The sequence below is a fragment of the Absiella sp. AM29-15 genome, assembly GCF_003434225.1.
Classification (GTDB): domain Bacteria; phylum Bacillota_I; class Bacilli_A; order Erysipelotrichales; family Erysipelotrichaceae; genus Hoskinsella; species Hoskinsella hominis.
The window spans coordinates 132,337-148,140 of sequence record NZ_QVFL01000011.1 but is presented as its reverse complement, the minus strand read 5'-3'; the positions used below and the strand labels follow the sequence as shown (position 1 = coordinate 148,140).

Annotated in this window: 23 protein-coding genes and 1 riboswitch; all 23 genes read left to right on the top strand. The window is 38.2% G+C overall.

Annotated elements, in window-relative coordinates:
- Positions 1–71 precede the first annotated feature (71 nt).
- Complete coding sequence (brnQ, locus tag DW761_RS12515; RefSeq protein WP_117518359.1) at positions 72–1,421, top strand: branched-chain amino acid transport system II carrier protein; 1,350 nt, start codon at positions 72–74, stop codon at positions 1,419–1,421.
- A gap of 242 nt (positions 1,422–1,663) precedes the next feature.
- Positions 1,664–2,089: a 30S ribosomal protein S12 gene (gene rpsL / locus DW761_RS12510; protein WP_117453378.1), complete on the top strand. Its 426-nt coding sequence runs from the start codon at positions 1,664–1,666 to the stop codon at positions 2,087–2,089.
- Positions 2,090–2,114: 25 nt separating this feature from the next.
- Positions 2,115–2,585, top strand: coding sequence for a 30S ribosomal protein S7 (gene rpsG / locus DW761_RS12505; protein ID WP_117453379.1), 471 nt, complete (start codon positions 2,115–2,117; stop codon positions 2,583–2,585).
- 15 nt (positions 2,586–2,600) lie between these two features.
- Positions 2,601–4,679: an elongation factor G gene (fusA, locus tag DW761_RS12500; protein WP_117453380.1), complete on the top strand. Its 2,079-nt coding sequence runs from the start codon at positions 2,601–2,603 to the stop codon at positions 4,677–4,679.
- Between the two features lie 67 nt (positions 4,680–4,746).
- Positions 4,747–5,931 carry an elongation factor Tu gene (gene tuf, locus DW761_RS12495; RefSeq protein WP_117453381.1) on the top strand — a complete coding sequence of 395 codons (1,185 nt, stop codon included), beginning with the start codon at positions 4,747–4,749 and terminating at the stop codon, positions 5,929–5,931.
- 87 nt (positions 5,932–6,018) lie between these two features.
- A riboswitch (TPP riboswitch) is annotated at positions 6,019–6,107 on the top strand.
- A 39-nt stretch (positions 6,108–6,146) separates the two neighbouring features.
- The gene (locus DW761_RS12490; RefSeq protein WP_117518358.1) at positions 6,147–6,662 is read left to right on the top strand and encodes an energy-coupled thiamine transporter ThiT; all 516 of its coding nucleotides are present in this window, start codon (positions 6,147–6,149) and stop codon (positions 6,660–6,662) included.
- A gap of 139 nt (positions 6,663–6,801) precedes the next feature.
- Positions 6,802–7,977 (top strand): methionine adenosyltransferase, encoded by a 1,176-nt coding sequence (metK, locus tag DW761_RS12485; RefSeq protein WP_117518357.1) that lies wholly within the window; start codon positions 6,802–6,804, stop codon positions 7,975–7,977.
- 42 nt (positions 7,978–8,019) lie between these two features.
- On the top strand, positions 8,020–8,805 hold the full coding sequence (locus tag DW761_RS12480; RefSeq protein ID WP_117518356.1) for a histidinol-phosphatase HisJ family protein: 786 nt from the start codon (positions 8,020–8,022) through the stop codon (positions 8,803–8,805).
- Positions 8,806–9,125: 320 nt separating this feature from the next.
- Positions 9,126–9,440: a 30S ribosomal protein S10 gene (gene rpsJ / locus DW761_RS12475; RefSeq protein WP_117453385.1), complete on the top strand. Its 315-nt coding sequence runs from the start codon at positions 9,126–9,128 to the stop codon at positions 9,438–9,440.
- Positions 9,441–9,453: 13 nt separating this feature from the next.
- Positions 9,454–10,140, top strand: coding sequence for a 50S ribosomal protein L3 (gene rplC / locus DW761_RS12470; RefSeq protein WP_117453386.1), 687 nt, complete (start codon positions 9,454–9,456; stop codon positions 10,138–10,140).
- A gap of 3 nt (positions 10,141–10,143) precedes the next feature.
- Positions 10,144–10,773: a 50S ribosomal protein L4 gene (rplD, locus tag DW761_RS12465; RefSeq protein ID WP_117453387.1), complete on the top strand. Its 630-nt coding sequence runs from the start codon at positions 10,144–10,146 to the stop codon at positions 10,771–10,773.
- Positions 10,773–11,075 carry a 50S ribosomal protein L23 gene (gene rplW, locus DW761_RS12460; protein ID WP_117453388.1) on the top strand — a complete coding sequence of 101 codons (303 nt, stop codon included), beginning with the start codon at positions 10,773–10,775 and terminating at the stop codon, positions 11,073–11,075. The genes rplD and rplW overlap by 1 nt, the downstream gene beginning before the upstream one ends.
- A gap of 58 nt (positions 11,076–11,133) precedes the next feature.
- The gene (gene rplB / locus DW761_RS12455) at positions 11,134–11,967 is read left to right on the top strand and encodes a 50S ribosomal protein L2 (RefSeq protein ID WP_117453389.1); all 834 of its coding nucleotides are present in this window, start codon (positions 11,134–11,136) and stop codon (positions 11,965–11,967) included.
- Positions 11,968–11,986: 19 nt separating this feature from the next.
- On the top strand, positions 11,987–12,265 hold the full coding sequence (gene rpsS, locus DW761_RS12450) for a 30S ribosomal protein S19 (RefSeq protein WP_117453390.1): 279 nt from the start codon (positions 11,987–11,989) through the stop codon (positions 12,263–12,265).
- A gap of 15 nt (positions 12,266–12,280) precedes the next feature.
- Positions 12,281–12,616, top strand: coding sequence for a 50S ribosomal protein L22 (gene rplV / locus DW761_RS12445; protein WP_117453391.1), 336 nt, complete (start codon positions 12,281–12,283; stop codon positions 12,614–12,616).
- Positions 12,617–12,627: 11 nt separating this feature from the next.
- Positions 12,628–13,416: a 30S ribosomal protein S3 gene (rpsC, locus tag DW761_RS12440; RefSeq protein WP_117453392.1), complete on the top strand. Its 789-nt coding sequence runs from the start codon at positions 12,628–12,630 to the stop codon at positions 13,414–13,416.
- Positions 13,417–13,419: 3 nt separating this feature from the next.
- A complete protein-coding gene (rplP, locus tag DW761_RS12435) occupies positions 13,420–13,836 on the top strand; it encodes a 50S ribosomal protein L16 (RefSeq protein WP_117453393.1) in 417 nt (138 codons plus the stop codon).
- Between the two features lie 2 nt (positions 13,837–13,838).
- Positions 13,839–14,039 carry a 50S ribosomal protein L29 gene (gene rpmC, locus DW761_RS12430; RefSeq protein WP_117453394.1) on the top strand — a complete coding sequence of 67 codons (201 nt, stop codon included), beginning with the start codon at positions 13,839–13,841 and terminating at the stop codon, positions 14,037–14,039.
- A gap of 16 nt (positions 14,040–14,055) precedes the next feature.
- Positions 14,056–14,316, top strand: a complete 261-nt coding sequence (rpsQ, locus tag DW761_RS12425; protein WP_117453395.1) for a 30S ribosomal protein S17 — start codon at positions 14,056–14,058, stop codon at positions 14,314–14,316.
- A 20-nt stretch (positions 14,317–14,336) separates the two neighbouring features.
- Positions 14,337–14,705 (top strand): 50S ribosomal protein L14, encoded by a 369-nt coding sequence (gene rplN / locus DW761_RS12420; protein ID WP_117443703.1) that lies wholly within the window; start codon positions 14,337–14,339, stop codon positions 14,703–14,705.
- Positions 14,706–14,717: 12 nt separating this feature from the next.
- On the top strand, positions 14,718–15,041 hold the full coding sequence (rplX, locus tag DW761_RS12415; protein ID WP_117453396.1) for a 50S ribosomal protein L24: 324 nt from the start codon (positions 14,718–14,720) through the stop codon (positions 15,039–15,041).
- 13 nt (positions 15,042–15,054) lie between these two features.
- On the top strand, positions 15,055–15,594 hold the full coding sequence (gene rplE, locus DW761_RS12410; RefSeq protein WP_117453397.1) for a 50S ribosomal protein L5: 540 nt from the start codon (positions 15,055–15,057) through the stop codon (positions 15,592–15,594).
- A gap of 14 nt (positions 15,595–15,608) precedes the next feature.
- Positions 15,609–15,794, top strand: a complete 186-nt coding sequence (locus DW761_RS12405; protein ID WP_117453398.1) for a type Z 30S ribosomal protein S14 — start codon at positions 15,609–15,611, stop codon at positions 15,792–15,794.
- The last annotated feature ends 10 nt before the right edge of the window (positions 15,795–15,804 follow it).

The window sequence follows — 15,804 nt, the reverse complement described above, 5'->3', positions numbered from 1 at the left end:
AAGATAGCACGTTGCCAGGTCTGTTTGCCTCACATTTGTGAGGCTTTTTTAATGCTTAAGTGGAGGACATTATGGAGAAACTTAATTTAAAACAAATACTATCCGTTTCACTGACTTTATTTGCGATTTTTTTTGGTGCAGGAAATATGATTTTTCCTCCAGCAATGGGGCAACTTGCGGGAACAAATTACTTTAGTGCATTAATAGGCTTTATACTTACAGATGCTGGAATCGCAATATTAGGAGTAACAGCTGTTGTATTGGTTGGAAATTCTATGAGCGATTTAGGGGCATTAATCAGTAAAAAATTTGCATTAATTTTATCTGTGGGAGTATATTTATTAATTGGTCCTTTATTTGCTTTACCAAGAACGGGTAGCGTTTCATTTGAATTAGCAGCACTGCCTTACATAAATACTGATTATAAAATGCTGTTTTCACTTTTATTTACAGGCGCTTTTTTTGGCATTACGTATTATTTGAGCAGTAATCCAAACAAAATAGTAGATATCGTAGGTAAATATCTGACACCATTTTTATTATTGAGCATTTTGGCTATTTTCATTGCCACAATCGTAAATATCAATACAGATGGGGGAGGCAGTGTATTAGGAAATGCTGCAATGCCAAAAGATAAATATGTGGCTATTCCATTATTTCAAGGGATGATCGAAGGATATAATGCATTAGATGGCCCTGCTGGTTTAGCATTTGCAATCATTGTGATTAATGCTATTAAAAACTATGGTATAAAAGAGAAAAAGAATATTGCAAAATATACAATATTATCAGGTTTAGGAGCTGCTTTCTTTCTTGCTGTTGTTTACTTTATGTTAACTTATGTAGGGGCAAGAACAATGATACCTTTTGAAAATGGTGGCGCATTATTACATTCAGTAACAAGTCATTTATTTGGCGGTGTGGGAGGCGTTATTTTAGGGATAGCTGTATTATTTGCTTGTTTAACAACCTCGATAGGATTAACCACTTCATTTTCTGATTACTTTCATACTATCCTTCCAAATACTTCTTATAAGAAAATTGCCGCAATTGTTTGCGTATTTAGCTTTATCATTTCTAATGTTGGCTTAAGCCAGTTAATCGAAATCAGCTTGCCAATTCTGATTATGATCTATCCAGTGACTGTTTCATTGATACTTTTATCTTTTTGTAAAAAATTGATTAAAACAAAAAGGTCTGTGTATATTCTAGGAATGTTGTTTACTTTTGCTGCTTCATTTATCAATGGTCTTGATAGTGCAGGCATTCAAATTGCTTTTATATCCAATGCAGTACATCATCTTCCTTTTTATGATTTAAGTTTAGGATGGATAATGCCGTTTATGTTTGGAAGTCTACTTGGCTTTTTACCAATCTTTGAATTTATGAATAAACATAATGGGCAGTTAGAAACTATGTAGGATAACATTTGCTATTCAGTATAGTTTTTTCTTTGTTTTATGGACTTTTTTAACTAATTTAATGATAAAAAACAGATAATTTGATAAAATTAAAAAGAAAATAAAAAAAAGTGTTGACAATAGGCTGTTATATGATTTATCATTGATAAGCAAGTGGATTTTTAGGGTTCCCCGAAGTGGGAACTTAATTTACACTTCAAAATGACACACCCGGAAATGTGTGTTTGTGAAAGGAGGACATTATGCCAACAATTAACCAATTAATTCGTAAAGGTCGTGAACAGAGCGTGAAGCTTTCTAAGTCACCAGCTCTGAATAGAGGATATAACTCCTTAAAGAGACGCCCTACTAACTTAAGCGCACCTCAGAAACGTGGTGTTTGTACACGTGTCGGAACAATGACACCTAAGAAACCAAACTCTGCGTTACGTAAATATGCCCGTGTTCGTTTAAGTAATGGAATGGAAGTTACAGCTTATATTCCAGGTATCGGTCATAACTTACAGGAACACAGTGTTGTTATGATTCGTGGAGGACGTGTTAAGGACCTGCCAGGTGTTCGTTACCATATTATTCGTGGTACATTGGACTGTGCTGGTGTGGCAAACCGTAATCAGAGTCGTTCTCTGTACGGTGCTAAAAAACCAAAAGAAGCTAAAAAGAAATAGTCAATTGTGAAAGGAGGAAATAAGAATGCCTAGAAAAGGACATGTAGCGAAACGTGATGTATTAGTTGATCCAATTTACAACTCCAAGCTGGTTACTCGTTTAATCAACAAAATCATGATTGATGGTAAAAGAGGGGTTGCTCAGAAGATCCTTTACAATGCGTTTGATATTATTGAAGTAAAAACAAATGAAAAACCAATGGAAGTTTTCGAAAAAGCATTAGAAAACGTTATGCCATTGTTAGAACTAAAAGTTCGTCGTGTTGGTGGTGCTAACTACCAGGTCCCAGTAGAAGTATCTGCTGAAAGACGTTTGACATTAGGTCTTCGTTGGATCGTTAACTACGCACGTTTAAGAAACGAAAAGACAATGGAGCAAAGATTAGCTGCAGAAATTATGGATGCTGCTAATGGAACTGGAGCATCTGTTAAAAAACGTGAAGACACTCACAAAATGGCAGAAGCTAATAAAGCATTTGCTCACTACCGCTGGTAAGAAAGGAGATCCATTATGCCACGTCAATATTCATTAGAAAAGACTCGTAACATTGGTATCATGGCTCATATCGATGCTGGTAAAACAACAACAACAGAACGTATCCTGTATTATACAGGTGTTAACCACAAAATTGGTGAAACTCACGATGGAGCTTCAACAATGGACTGGATGGCACAGGAACAGGAACGTGGTATTACGATTACATCTGCTGCAACAACTGCAGCATGGAAAGGTCACCGTATCAACATTATCGATACTCCGGGCCACGTTGACTTCACTGTAGAAGTTGAACGTTCTCTGCGTGTATTAGATGGTGCGGTAACTGTATTGGATGCAAAAGCTGGTGTAGAACCTCAGACAGAAACTGTTTGGCGTCAGGCAACAACTTATGGTGTTCCAAGAATCGTATTCTGTAACAAGATGGATGCAACTGGTGCTGACTTCTTGATGAGCTGTAGAACAATCGTTGATCGTTTAGGTGCTAAGAGCTGCCCTATTCAGTTGCCAATCGGTGCAGAATCAACATTCACTGGTATCGTAGATATCATTGAACGTAAAGCTGAAATTTATACAAATGATTTAGGTACAGAAATTCAGATTTCTGAAGTACCTGAAGATTTAAAAGACCTGTGTGAAGAATATCGTGGTAAACTGCTGGAATACCTTGCAGATTACGACGAAGAATTCATGATGCAGGTATTAGAAGGTGAAGAACCAAGCATTGACGAAATCAAACGTGTATTACGTATTGCTGTTTGTGCTGGTGATTTCTTCCCTGTATTATGTGGATCAGCATACAAGAACAAAGGTGTTCAGATGGTTCTGGATGCAGTTGTTGACTACTTGCCTTCTCCATTAGATATTCCTGCAATTAAGGGTACTTTGGAAGATGGTACAGAAGTAGAACGTCATGCAAGTGATGAAGAACCATTCTCTGCATTGGCATTCAAAATTGCTACTGACCCATTCGTTGGTAAGTTATCATACTTCCGTGTATACTCAGGTACTGCAAAATCAGGAAGTTATATCTTAAACTCAACAAAAGGTAAGAGAGAACGTTTTGGACGTATCGTACAGATGCATGCAAACTCTCGTAAAGAAATCGAAGAAGTTTATGCAGGTGATATTGCTGCAGCAGTAGGTTTAAAGGTAACTACTACCGGAGATTCTCTGTGTGCTGAAGATCATCCTGTTGTACTGGAAAGCATGGAATTCCCAGAACCAGTTATTGAATTATCTCTGGAACCAAAAACAAAAGCTGACCAGGATAAAATGGGACTTGCTCTTGCAAAACTTGCAGAAGAAGACCCTACATTCAAAACTTACACTGATCAGGAAACAGGTCAGACAATTATCGCTGGTGTTGGTGAACTTCACCTGGATATTATCGTTGACCGTCTGCGTCGTGAATTTAAGGTAGAAGCTAACGTTGGTCAGCCAATGGTTGCTTACCGTGAAACAATTCGTGAAGCTGCTGATTGTGAAGGAAAATACATCAAACAGTCTGGTGGACGTGGTCAGTATGGTCACGTATGGATCAAATTTGAACCTCAAGAAGAAGGTAAAGGATTTGAATTCGTTGACGCAACTGTTGGTGGTAGTGTTCCTCGTGAATATATCAAACCAACTGCTGAAGGTCTGGAAGATGCATTGCAGAATGGTATCATCGCTGGTTACCCAGTAATCGATATCAAAGCTACATTGTTTGATGGATCTTACCATGATGTCGATTCTAGTGAAATGGCTTATAAGATTGCTGCATCTATGGCTTTAAAAGCTGCTGCTAAGAAATGTAAACCAGTTATCCTAGAACCAGTTATGGAAGTTGAAGTAACTGCACCTAATGAATATTTAGGTAGCGTTATGGGTGACGTAAGTTCTCGTCGTGGTGCAATCATTGACCAGGAAGAAAGAGGAAATGCGATCATTGTTAAGGCACACATCCCATTATCTGAAATGTTTGGTTATGTAACTGACCTTCGTTCATTCACTCAGGGACGTGGAAATTACTCTATGAAATTCGATCATTATAGCGAAGTTCCTAAGAGTATTGCAGAAAAAATCGTTAAAAACAACAGTTCTGAAAATTAATTGTTGCTTTTATAAAAACTTTGAATTAGAATATACATGAAAACTATAAATTAGGAGGAAAATTAAAATGGCTAAAGAAAAATTTGACCGTTCCAAAACACATGTTAACATTGGAACTATCGGACACGTTGACCACGGTAAAACAACTTTAACTGCTGCAATCACAAACGTACTTGCAAAAGACGGTATGGCTGAAGCAAAAGCTTACGATGCAATCGATGGTGCTCCAGAAGAAAAAGAACGTGGTATCACAATTAACACTGCTCACGTTGAGTATCAGACAGACAAACGTCACTATGCACACGTTGACTGTCCAGGTCACGCTGACTACGTTAAGAACATGATCACTGGTGCTGCTCAGATGGATGGTGCTATCCTTGTAGTTGCTGCATCTGATGGTCCTATGCCTCAGACTCGTGAGCACATCTTACTTGCTCGTCAGGTAGGTGTTCCTTACATCGTTGTATTCTTGAACAAATGCGACATGGTTGATGATGAAGAATTAATCGACCTTGTTGAAATGGAAGTTCGTGAATTATTAAGCGAATACGGATTCGACGGAGATAACGCTCCAGTTATCCGTGGTTCTGCATTGAAGGCTCTTGAAGGAGATCCTAAATATGTTGGTGCTATCCACGAATTAATGGATGCTGTTGACGAATATATCCCAGATCCAGTTCGTGACACTGATAAACCATTCTTGATGTCTGTAGAAGACGTTATGACTATCACAGGACGTGGTACAGTTGCTACTGGCCGTGTTGAACGTGGTGTTGTTAAGATGGGTGAAGAAGTTGAAATCGTTGGTATCCACGACACTCGTAAAACAGTTATCACTGGATTGGAAATGTTCCGTAAACAGTTGGAATATGCTGAATCAGGTGACAACATTGGTGCATTGTTACGTGGTATCAACCGTGATGAAATCCAGCGTGGACAGGTTCTTGCTAAACCAGGAACAGTACACCCTCACACAAAATTCAAAGCTCAGGTTTATGTATTGAGCAAAGATGAAGGTGGACGTCACACTCCATTCGTATCTAACTACCGTCCTCAGTTCTACTTCCGTACAACTGACGTAACTGGTGTTATCACATTACCAGAAGGAACTGATATGTGTATGCCTGGAGATAACGTAGAAATGACTGTTGAATTGATCGCTCCAATCGCTATCGAAAACAACACTAAATTCTCTATCCGTGAAGGTGGACGTACAGTAGGTTCAGGTAACGTTACTGAAATCATCGAGTAATTTAAACTTATGATGAAAAGCATTGGTCTATGACTGATGCTTTTTTTACATCTATTGCAATTTCAGATAAAGTGTGTATAATAAATAACGTCATGACAGGGGTGCCTTCGGGCTGAGAAACACCCTTATGACCTGATCTAGTTAATACTAGCGTAGGGAGTCAGATCTATGAATTCTTAGATTTGTTGACTTACGCCTCACGGAGGTGTTTTTTTATGAAAAAATTGACAACATTAGATTTGGTTTATATGGCATTTTATGCTGCATTATTCATGGTGCTTGATTACTTTACAAATATGATTCCTTTCTTGAAGATGCCAAATGGTGGTTCTATTGGCGTATCGACAATTGCGTTGATCGTTTGCAGTTATCATTTAGGATGGATCAAAGGAACCATCGTTGGACTTGTTTCTGTATTGATTCAGTTTGTGACAGGTCCAATGTATATCCCACAGTTATTGGGATTCCTAATGGATTACTTAATCGCATTTAGTGTATATGGTTTGGCTAGCTTATTTCCAAATTATAAGTATTTCTATTCTGGAATTCTAATTACCAATTTTCTGCGTTTTGCAAGTCATACCATTGGTGGTGTGATAGTATGGGAAACAACATGGTGGGGTTCCATTATATACAATGCACCATATATGATTGCTACAACGATTGTCGGAATGATCGTTGTGCCAATTTTAGTTGAGCGTCTGCATTTAAATAAAGAAAAAACAGCGTAATGATAAAGATTTGCCCATATGAACAAGAAAATGGGTAAATCTTTTTTTCATGAATTTATGAAATCATTTATATTAAATCTTGTTTTATGAACTAGAATGAACGATAATATAGTTGAACATGAGAAAGGAAATAATAAATATGCTAAATAGACAATTTTTTACTTCTGAGTCTGTAACAGAAGGACATCCTGATAAAATATGTGATCAGATTTCAGATGCAGTATTAGATGCAATTTTAGAAAAAGATCCAATGGCACGAGTTGCTTGTGAAACATGCTGTACAACGGGTATGGTGATGATCATGGGAGAAATATCTACAAATTGTTACGTTGACATTCCAAGTATCGCAAGAAATACGATTTTGGAAATTGGATATGATAGAGCAAAATATGGCTTTGATGGAACGACTTGTTCTGTTTTAACTTCAATTGATGAACAGTCTTCTGATATTGCCATGGGTGTTGATCACTCTCTAGAAACAAAAGAAGGCGGAGAAGAAAACAATGGTGCAGGGGATCAGGGAATGATGTTTGGATATGCCTGCGATGAAACACTTGAATATATGCCAATGTCTATTTCCCTTGCCCACAGACTTGCTAAACAGTTGACAAAAATTCGTAAGGATGGAATTGTAGACTATCTTCGTCCTGATGGGAAAACACAGGTTACGGTGGAATATATTGATGATAAACCTACACGTGTAGATACGATTGTTATTTCAACGCAACATTCCGATACAGTTTCTTTAGATACAATTCGTAAAGATTTAAAGGAGCATGTGATAGATGTCATCATAGATCCTAAAATGATAGATGAAGATACAAAGATTTATATCAATCCAACAGGACGCTTTGTAATAGGCGGACCTCAAGGGGATAGTGGTTTAACAGGAAGAAAAATAATTGTAGATACATATGGTGGTATGGCACGTCATGGTGGTGGAGCATTTTCTGGAAAGGATCCTACAAAAGTAGACCGTAGTGCTGCTTATGCCGCTCGTTATGTTGCAAAAAATATTGTTGCTGCAGGCTTGGCTAAACGATGCGAAATTCAACTTGCATATGCGATTGGTATTGCACATCCTGTAAGTATTCTTGTAGATACCTTTGGCACAGGAAAATTAAAAGATGAAGAAATTGCAGAAATTGTTAGAAAAGAATTTGATTTACGTCCTACCGCAATTATAAAAACTTTAGATTTAAGAAAACCTCAGTATAAACAACTTGCCGCATATGGGCATTTTGGAAGAGATGATTTAAATGTAAAATGGGAAGATACAACACCAGCACAGGAATTGAAGAAATATTTGAAATAAGAAACAGGGCGCCTGTTTCTTTTTGTAAGGGAGGAAAGTTATATGCTTGCTGACTATCATATACACTCAAGTTTTAGTGATGACTCTACATATCCTATGGAAGATATAATAAAAAAAGCAATTACCATAGGTTTAGATGAAATATGTTTTACTGAGCATGTGGATCATGGAGTTAAAAGCTATGATTCTGATTTTTATAAGGATTATCATGATGAGTTTTTAAGATGTAAAGGAAAGTATCAAAATCAAATAAAAATAAAGTTTGGAATTGAATATGGAATACAAACACATACAATTGAACAATATCAACAGGACTTTTATCGCAATGATTTTGATTTTGTTATATTATCCTGCCATCAGATTAATAATATGGAATTTTGGACACAGGATTTTCAGAAAGGGAAAACACAAAAAGAATATAATCTGGCCTATTATGAAGAAATTTATCAAGTAATGAAAAAATATAAGAATTATAGTGTGTTGGGGCATCTGGATGCAATCAAACGCGATGATCTTGAGGGAGTTTACCCTTATAAAGAAACAAAAGATATATTGGAGAAGATATTAAAGCTTGCTATTAAGGATGGAAAGGGTATTGAAATAAACACTAGCAATGAACGTTATGGTTTATCAGATTTTACTCCATGTAAAGATATCCTGTTACTTTATAAACAATTAGGGGGAGAAATCATTACGTTTGGAAGTGATACACATAAAGAGGAGCATGTAGGATATCATATTAAAGAGATGAGAAAAGAATTAAAAAGATTAGGATTTACTAAGTTTTGTACATATGAACGTATGGAGCCACATTTTCATGAACTATAGATGACTAAAATAGAAGAAATCATCATATTTTTTCTATTTTTTTATGCAATTTTATCGCAAAAATAAATGTAAGCGTATACAGAAAACCATGAAATATATAAAAACAGAGAAACAATAAAAAAGCTGATAAAATAAAGGAAATTCACAAAAAAAAGCCTATTTTAGGGGTTGTAATCAAGGTGTGCATGTGTTAAAATATTATCACGACCGCGAGGACATGCGAGGTTGCTGACCCACTGAAAGGCGTTGTCATGAACAGCCGGTCAGGGAATTCGCATCGAGCGAGTCTATAATCTATATAGACGAAAGGAGATTATTTCATGGCAAAGAAAAATAGCGTAAGAATTCGCTTAAAAGCCTACGAACACAGAATCTTAGATGCATCAGCAGAAAAGATCGTTCAGGCAGCACAAGCTCACGGTGCTAAAAAAATTGTTGGACCTGTACCTCTTCCAACTGAAAAGCAGGTAGTAACTATCCTGCGTGCGGTACACAAGTACAAAGATTCTCGTGAACAATTCGAGATCAGAACTCACAAACGTTTAATTGAGATCGTCGGACCTACAGCAGAAACAATCGACTCACTGAGCCGTCTGGAACTGCCAAGTGGTGTGGACATCGAAATTAAGCTGTAATGGAGGTGACATCATGAAAGGTATTCTAGGACGTAAACTTGGTATGACTCAGGTTTTTACTGAAGACGGAACTTTAATTCCAGTCACAGTAGTAGAAGCTTGCCCAAATGTTGTATTACAGAAAAAGACAGTGGAAAACGATGGATACGAAGCTGTTCAGTTAGGTTTTGAAGACATTAAAGAAACACGCAGTACAAAACCAAACACTGGTCACGCTGCGAAAGCAAATACAGCTCCAAAAAGATTCATGAAAGAAGTTCGCAACAGTGAATTTGCTGAAATGAATTTAGGCGATGAAGTTAAAGTAGACATCTTCGCTGCTGGAGAAACAGTTGACGTAATCGGAACCAGCAAAGGTAAAGGGTTCATGGGTACAATCGTTCGTAACAATGCGAAAATTGGTCCTAAGAGCCACGGTTCAGGACACCACAGACACATCGGTTCTCTTGCTACAAACGGTATTACTTCTAGACAGGGTAAAATCTTAAAGGGAACAGTTATGGCTGGTCAAGAAGGTGGATACAGAACCACTAACAAAAACCTTACAGTTATTAAGGTTGATGTTGAAAACAATTACTTATTGATCAAAGGAAATGTGCCTGGACCAAAACGTGGATTGGTAATGGTACGTTCTGCAAAAACTTCTAAAGGAAACAGCGAACCTGTAACTTTAGTAGATTACACGAAAGAGGAGGAATAAAAGATGCCTAAGATGGTCGTATTAAGCCAAACTGGTCAAGAGTTACACGAAATCACTCTTGCCGATTCAGTATTTGGCATCGAGCCAAATCAGCAATGTATTTTCGATGCTATCGTAATGCAGCGCGCATCAACTCGTCAGGGAACTCACGACACTAAGACTCGTACAGAAGTGCGTGGTGGTGGACGTAAGCCATGGCGTCAGAAAGGAACTGGACGTGCTCGTCAGGGTTCTATCCGTGCTACACAGTGGAGAGGCGGAGGTATCGTATTCGGACCAACTCCTAGAAGCTACAGCTACAAACTGAACAAAAAAGTTCGTCGTTTGGCATTAAAATCAGTATTATCTGAAAAAGTTGCTGAAAACGCAATGAGCGTTGTAGATAAATTTGAATTAGAAGCTCCTAAGACAAAAGCTTTCAATGAAATTATCGCTAACATCAACGCACCTAAGAAAACATTATTTGTAGTATCTGAAGGTGAAGATTTTGAAAATGCATTCTTGAGCATGAGAAACATCCCAACAATGATGATGTTGACTGCTGATGGAATTAATGTTTACGATATCGTAAATGCTAACAAAATCGTCTTTACAGAAGCTGCTGTAAAAGATGTTGAGGAGGCACTTGCATAATGGATAACTATAAAGATATTATCGTTCGCCCAATCATTACTGAAAAGACAATGAGATACATGGACGAAAACAATGTGGTAACATTTGAAGTTAAAAAAGGAACTAACAAAGTTCTTGTAAAACAGGCCGTAGAAAAAATCTTCGGTGTAGATGTTGAAAATGTGAATATCGTTAACGTAAAACCTAAAGAAAAAAGAATGGGTAGATACGTTGGTAAAACAAAAGCTGTTCGTAAAGCATATGTGAAAATCGCTAAAGGACAGGACATCGATTTATTTGGCTCTGACGAAGAAGCTAAGTAAGATCAGGAAGAAGCACGCTATTTCCTGAATAAATATTGCGTAAGGAGGAAATTGACAAATGCCAATTAAGAAGTATAAACCGACCACTCCAGGTCGTCGTGGAATGACAAGCTTGTCACGTGACGAAATCACTTGCGACAAGCCAGAAAAAAGTTTGTTAGCCCCTTTAAAAAGTAAAGGTGGACGTAACAACAACGGACGTATTACAACTCGTCACCAGGGTGGCGGACACAAGAGAAGCTACCGTATCATCGATTTCAAGAGAAATAAAGATGGTATCCCTGCTAAAGTTGCAACGATTGAATACGATCCAAACCGTTCTGCAAACATCGCATTGTTGAATTATGCAGATGGTGAAAAACGTTACATTATCGCTCCTAAAGGGTTAACTGTTGGAACAACAGTTGTATCTGGTAAAGGTGCTGATATCAAAGTTGGTAACGCATTAGAATTGAAAGATATCCCAGAAGGAACTTTCATTCACAACATTGAATTAAAACCTGGTAAAGGTGGACAGTTAGCTCGTTCTGCTGGAACTAGCGCACAGATTTTGGGTATTGAAGAAAAATACGCTACTGTTCGTTTAGCTTCTGGTGAAGTTCGTAAGATTTTGTCTAATTGCCGTGCTACAATCGGTATCGTAGGTAACGAAGATCACAGTCTGGTTAACTATGGTAAAGCTGGACGTATGCGTTGGAAAGGTGTTCGCCCAACAGTTCGTGGTTCTGTTATGAACCCTAACGATCACCCTCATGGTGGTGGTGAAGGACGTACTCCTGTAGGACGTAAATCTCCAATGACTCCATGGGGCAAGAAAGCTATGGGTGTCAAGACTCGTAACACTAAGAAAGCTTCAACGAAATTAATCGTTCGTCGTCGTAATGGCAAATAGGCAAAGGAGGAAATGAAAAATGAGTCGTAGTTTGAAAAAAGGCCCATTCTGTGATGACCACTTAATGAAAAAAGTGGAAGCATTGAATGCAGCTGGCAAAAAAGAAGTTATTAAAACTTGGTCACGTCGTTCAACGATTTTCCCTCAGTTTGTGGAACATACATTTGCCGTTTACAATGGTAAAGAACACTTACCTGTTTATGTTACAGAAGACATGGTAGGTCACAAACTTGGTGAATTTGTGCCAACCCGCAAATATGGTGGGCATGGCGATGATGACAAGAAAGCAAAACGATAAGGAGGAAACGTTAAAATGGAAGTAAAAGCAACAGCAAAAACATTACGTATCCCACCTAGAAAAGCTCGTATTGTTATCGATTTAATTCGTGGGAAAGATGCTGCTGAAGCAGCTGCAATCTTAAAATTCACACCAAACGTTGCTGCTGAAGCAATCGGAAAAGTGTTGAAATCTGCAGTAGCTAACGCAGTAAATAACAATGATATGGATGAAGAAAAATTATACGTGAAAGCATGCTACGCTAATGAAGGTGTAACTTTAAAGCGTTTTATGCCACGTGCTAAAGGATCTGCAAGTGCAATCCACAAACGCACCAGCCACATTACAGTTGTGGTTGACGAGCGTGATTAAGGAGGTAGCCCATGGGACAGAAAGTTAGTCCGATCGGATTACGTGTTGGTGTCATTCGTGACTGGGAGTCAAGATGGTACGCTGACAAGGATTATGCCGATTTATTGCTAGAAGATGTAAAAATTCGTGAATTCCTGTTTGCTGAATTAAAAGCAGCAAGCGTTTCAAGAATCGAAATTGAACGTTCTAAAAACCGTGTTGAAATTATGATCCGTACAGCTCGTCCAGGCGTTGTCATTGGACAGAACGGTGAAAACATCGAAGGTTTAAAGAAAAAATTAGAAAAAATGACTGGTGGCAAGAACATCTACATTAAAGTGCTAGAAATTGCCAACCCTGATTTAGATGCTAAGTTAGTAGCAAGAAGCATTGCTGATCAGTTAGAACAGCGTGCAAGCTTCCGTACTGCTCAGAAAAAAGCAATCCAGAGAACAATGCGTGCTGGTGCTAAAGGTATCAAAACTGCAGTTAGTGGACGTTTAGGAGGAGCTGATATGGCTCGTACTGAAGGTTACTCTGAAGGTGTAGTTCCTTTGCATACATTACGTGCTGATATCGATTATGCTTGGGAAGAAGCTAGTACAACTTACGGACGTTTAGGTGTTAAAGTTTGGATCTGCCGTGGTGAAGTATTACCTGGACAGATGGTAACTGAACCAGAAGCACCAAAGAACAACATGAACGATCGTCGTAGAAACAATCGTCGTGGAAACCGTAGAAACAATAACAGAAATGATGCTAATGCAGCAAAGGAAAACGCGAGCCAGGCTCCTAAAAACAACGCGGAAGGAGGAAACTAAATTATGTTAATGCCTAAGAGAACAAAATATAGAAGACCTCACCGTTTAAGTTACGAAGGACGTGCTAAAGCTGGTCGTGACGTATCTTTTGGTGAATATGGTTTAGTAGCTGATACTGGTGCTTATATTACTAACCGCCAGATCGAAGCAGCTCGTATTGCCATGACACGTTATATGAAACGTGGTGGTAAAGTTTGGATTCGTATCTTCCCTCACTTGGCAGTTACGAAAAAACCTCTTGAAGTACGTATGGGTTCTGGTAAAGGTGCTCCTGAAGGATGGGTAGCAGTAGTTAAACCAGGCCGTGTAATGTTTGAAATTGCTGGTGTAGATGAAGAAGTAGCACGTGAAGCATTCCGTCTGGCTTCTCACAAGTTACCAGTTAAAACGAAATTCGTTGTTAGAAAAGGAGAGAAGTAATTATGTTAGCGAAAGAGATCAGAGAAAAAAGCAACACAGAAATTTTACAAGAGATCGAAGCGCTTAAAGATGAACTTTTTAATCTTCGTTTCCAACAAGCAACTGGACAGTTATCCGACACAGCTCGTTTAAAAACTGTGAAAAAGGATATTGCCCGTATGAAGACCGTGTTGACTGAGCGTGAGCTTAGTAACCAGGATTAAGGAGGATCACTAAGTTATGGAAAGATCTAACCGTAAAGTATATCGTGGAACAGTAGTTTCCGATAAAATGGATAAAACAATTACTGTTGTAGTTGAAACTAAGAAAACACACCCATTATATGGTAAACGTGTAAAATATTCTAAGAAATTTAAAGCTCATGACGAAAACAATGAAGCTAGAATCGGAGATAGAGTAGAAATTATGGAAACTCGTCCATTATCTGCAACTAAACGTTTCCGTCTAGTGAAAATCGTTGAAAAAGCTGTACAGCTGTAGGCGCTAGGAGGTAGACATTCATGATCCAGAATGAAAGTAGATTACGCGTCGCTGACAACACAGGTGCTAAAGAAGTATTAGTTATCCGTTGTTTAGGTGGAAGCGTTAGAAAGTTTTCAAACATCGGGGATATCGTTGTCTGTGCTGTTAAGCAGGCTGCTCCTGGTGGAACTGTAAAAAAAGGTGACGTTGTAAAAGGTGTTATCGTACGTACAAAACGTGGGGTTCGCCGTGACAACGGAACATACATCAAATTTGATGACAATGCAGTTGTCCTAATTAAGGATGACAAAACACCACGTGGTACACGTATTTTTGGACCTGTGGCAAGAGAACTTCGTGACAAAGACTTCATGAAAATTGTGTCTTTGGCACCAGAAGTACTATAAGGAGGTGTCTTTGTGAAAATCAAAAAAGGTGATAAAGTTCAGGTTATTACAGGTGCTTACAAGGGCACTGTAGCTGAAGTAATTAAAGTTTTCCCTAAAGAAAACAAAGTAATCGTAGAAGGAGTTAACATGGTGAAAAAACACCTGAAACCAACTCAGCAGAATCCAGACGGTGGAATCATTGAGAAGGAAGCTCCTATCCATGTATCTAATGTTATGGCTTACGATTCAAAAGCTAAAAAAGCTAGTCGTATCGGATTCAAATTCGAAACTGACAAAAAAGGCAATACAGAAAAAGTGCGCGTCTACAAAAAGACTGGCGCTACTGTTAAGTAGGGGAGGTTAAAAGATGAACCGCCTAAATAAAAGATACACAGAGGAAGTAGTACCTAGCTTGATGAAAAAATTCAACTACAAATCAGTTATGGAAGTTCCTGCTGTAGAAAAAATCGTTATTAATATGGGTATTGGTGAAGCAATCGCTAACCCTAAATTGTTAGATGAAGCAGTTGCTGAATTAGCACAGATTACTGGTCAGCAGCCTGTTATCACAAGAGCAAAAAAATCAATTGCAAACTTCAAATTACGTGAAGGTATGCCAATTGGATGTAAGGTTACTTTAAGAAAAGAAAAGATGTATGATTTCTTAGATAAACTTATGAACATCTCTTTGCCACGTGTACGTGACTTCCGTGGAGTATCAGCTACATCATTTGATGGTCGTGGAAATTACACTTTAGGTGTAAAAGAACAGTTGATCTTCCCAGAAATCAATTACGATAAAGTAAACAAAGTACGTGGTATGGACGTAGTTATCGTTACTAGCGCAAAAACAAACGAAGAAGCAAAGGCACTACTTGAAGAATTAGGTATGCCTTTCAAAAAATAGGGAGGACTTAAAATATGGCAAAAAAATCAATGATTAACAAATCAAAACGTCCTCAAAAGTTCCAAGTGCGTGAGTACACACGTTGTGAACGTTGTGGCCGTCCTCACTCAGTTTTACGTAAATACAAACTATGCCGTATTTGCTTCCGCGAACTAGCTTATAAAGGCCAGATCCCGGGCGTAAAAAAGGCAAGTTGGTAATCAGATAGGA

Bases quoted from the DNA above. Each gene is read 5' to 3' on its own strand.
- rpmC (WP_117453394.1), top strand. From the start codon at position 13,839: ATGTTAGCGAAAGAGATCAGAGAAAAAAGCAACACAGAAATTTTACAA.
- brnQ (WP_117518359.1), top strand. From the start codon at position 72: ATGGAGAAACTTAATTTAAAACAAATACTATCCGTTTCACTGACTTTA.
- rplD (WP_117453387.1), top strand. From the start codon at position 10,144: ATGCCTAAGATGGTCGTATTAAGCCAAACTGGTCAAGAGTTACACGAA.
- rpsL (WP_117453378.1), top strand. From the start codon at position 1,664: ATGCCAACAATTAACCAATTAATTCGTAAAGGTCGTGAACAGAGCGTG.
- rplC (WP_117453386.1), top strand. From the start codon at position 9,454: ATGAAAGGTATTCTAGGACGTAAACTTGGTATGACTCAGGTTTTTACT.
- rplE (WP_117453397.1), top strand. From the start codon at position 15,055: ATGAACCGCCTAAATAAAAGATACACAGAGGAAGTAGTACCTAGCTTG.
- rpsG (WP_117453379.1), top strand. From the start codon at position 2,115: ATGCCTAGAAAAGGACATGTAGCGAAACGTGATGTATTAGTTGATCCA.
- rpsS (WP_117453390.1), top strand. From the start codon at position 11,987: ATGAGTCGTAGTTTGAAAAAAGGCCCATTCTGTGATGACCACTTAATG.
- rpsJ (WP_117453385.1), top strand. From the start codon at position 9,126: ATGGCAAAGAAAAATAGCGTAAGAATTCGCTTAAAAGCCTACGAACAC.
- rpsC (WP_117453392.1), top strand. From the start codon at position 12,628: ATGGGACAGAAAGTTAGTCCGATCGGATTACGTGTTGGTGTCATTCGT.
- rplB (WP_117453389.1), top strand. From the start codon at position 11,134: ATGCCAATTAAGAAGTATAAACCGACCACTCCAGGTCGTCGTGGAATG.
- tuf (WP_117453381.1), top strand. From the start codon at position 4,747: ATGGCTAAAGAAAAATTTGACCGTTCCAAAACACATGTTAACATTGGA.
- DW761_RS12490 (WP_117518358.1), top strand. From the start codon at position 6,147: ATGAAAAAATTGACAACATTAGATTTGGTTTATATGGCATTTTATGCT.
- metK (WP_117518357.1), top strand. From the start codon at position 6,802: ATGCTAAATAGACAATTTTTTACTTCTGAGTCTGTAACAGAAGGACAT.
- DW761_RS12405 (WP_117453398.1), top strand. From the start codon at position 15,609: ATGGCAAAAAAATCAATGATTAACAAATCAAAACGTCCTCAAAAGTTC.
- rplV (WP_117453391.1), top strand. From the start codon at position 12,281: ATGGAAGTAAAAGCAACAGCAAAAACATTACGTATCCCACCTAGAAAA.
- fusA (WP_117453380.1), top strand. From the start codon at position 2,601: ATGCCACGTCAATATTCATTAGAAAAGACTCGTAACATTGGTATCATG.
- rpsQ (WP_117453395.1), top strand. From the start codon at position 14,056: ATGGAAAGATCTAACCGTAAAGTATATCGTGGAACAGTAGTTTCCGAT.
- rplN (WP_117443703.1), top strand. From the start codon at position 14,337: ATGATCCAGAATGAAAGTAGATTACGCGTCGCTGACAACACAGGTGCT.
- DW761_RS12480 (WP_117518356.1), top strand. From the start codon at position 8,020: ATGCTTGCTGACTATCATATACACTCAAGTTTTAGTGATGACTCTACA.
- rplW (WP_117453388.1), top strand. From the start codon at position 10,773: ATGGATAACTATAAAGATATTATCGTTCGCCCAATCATTACTGAAAAG.
- rplP (WP_117453393.1), top strand. From the start codon at position 13,420: ATGTTAATGCCTAAGAGAACAAAATATAGAAGACCTCACCGTTTAAGT.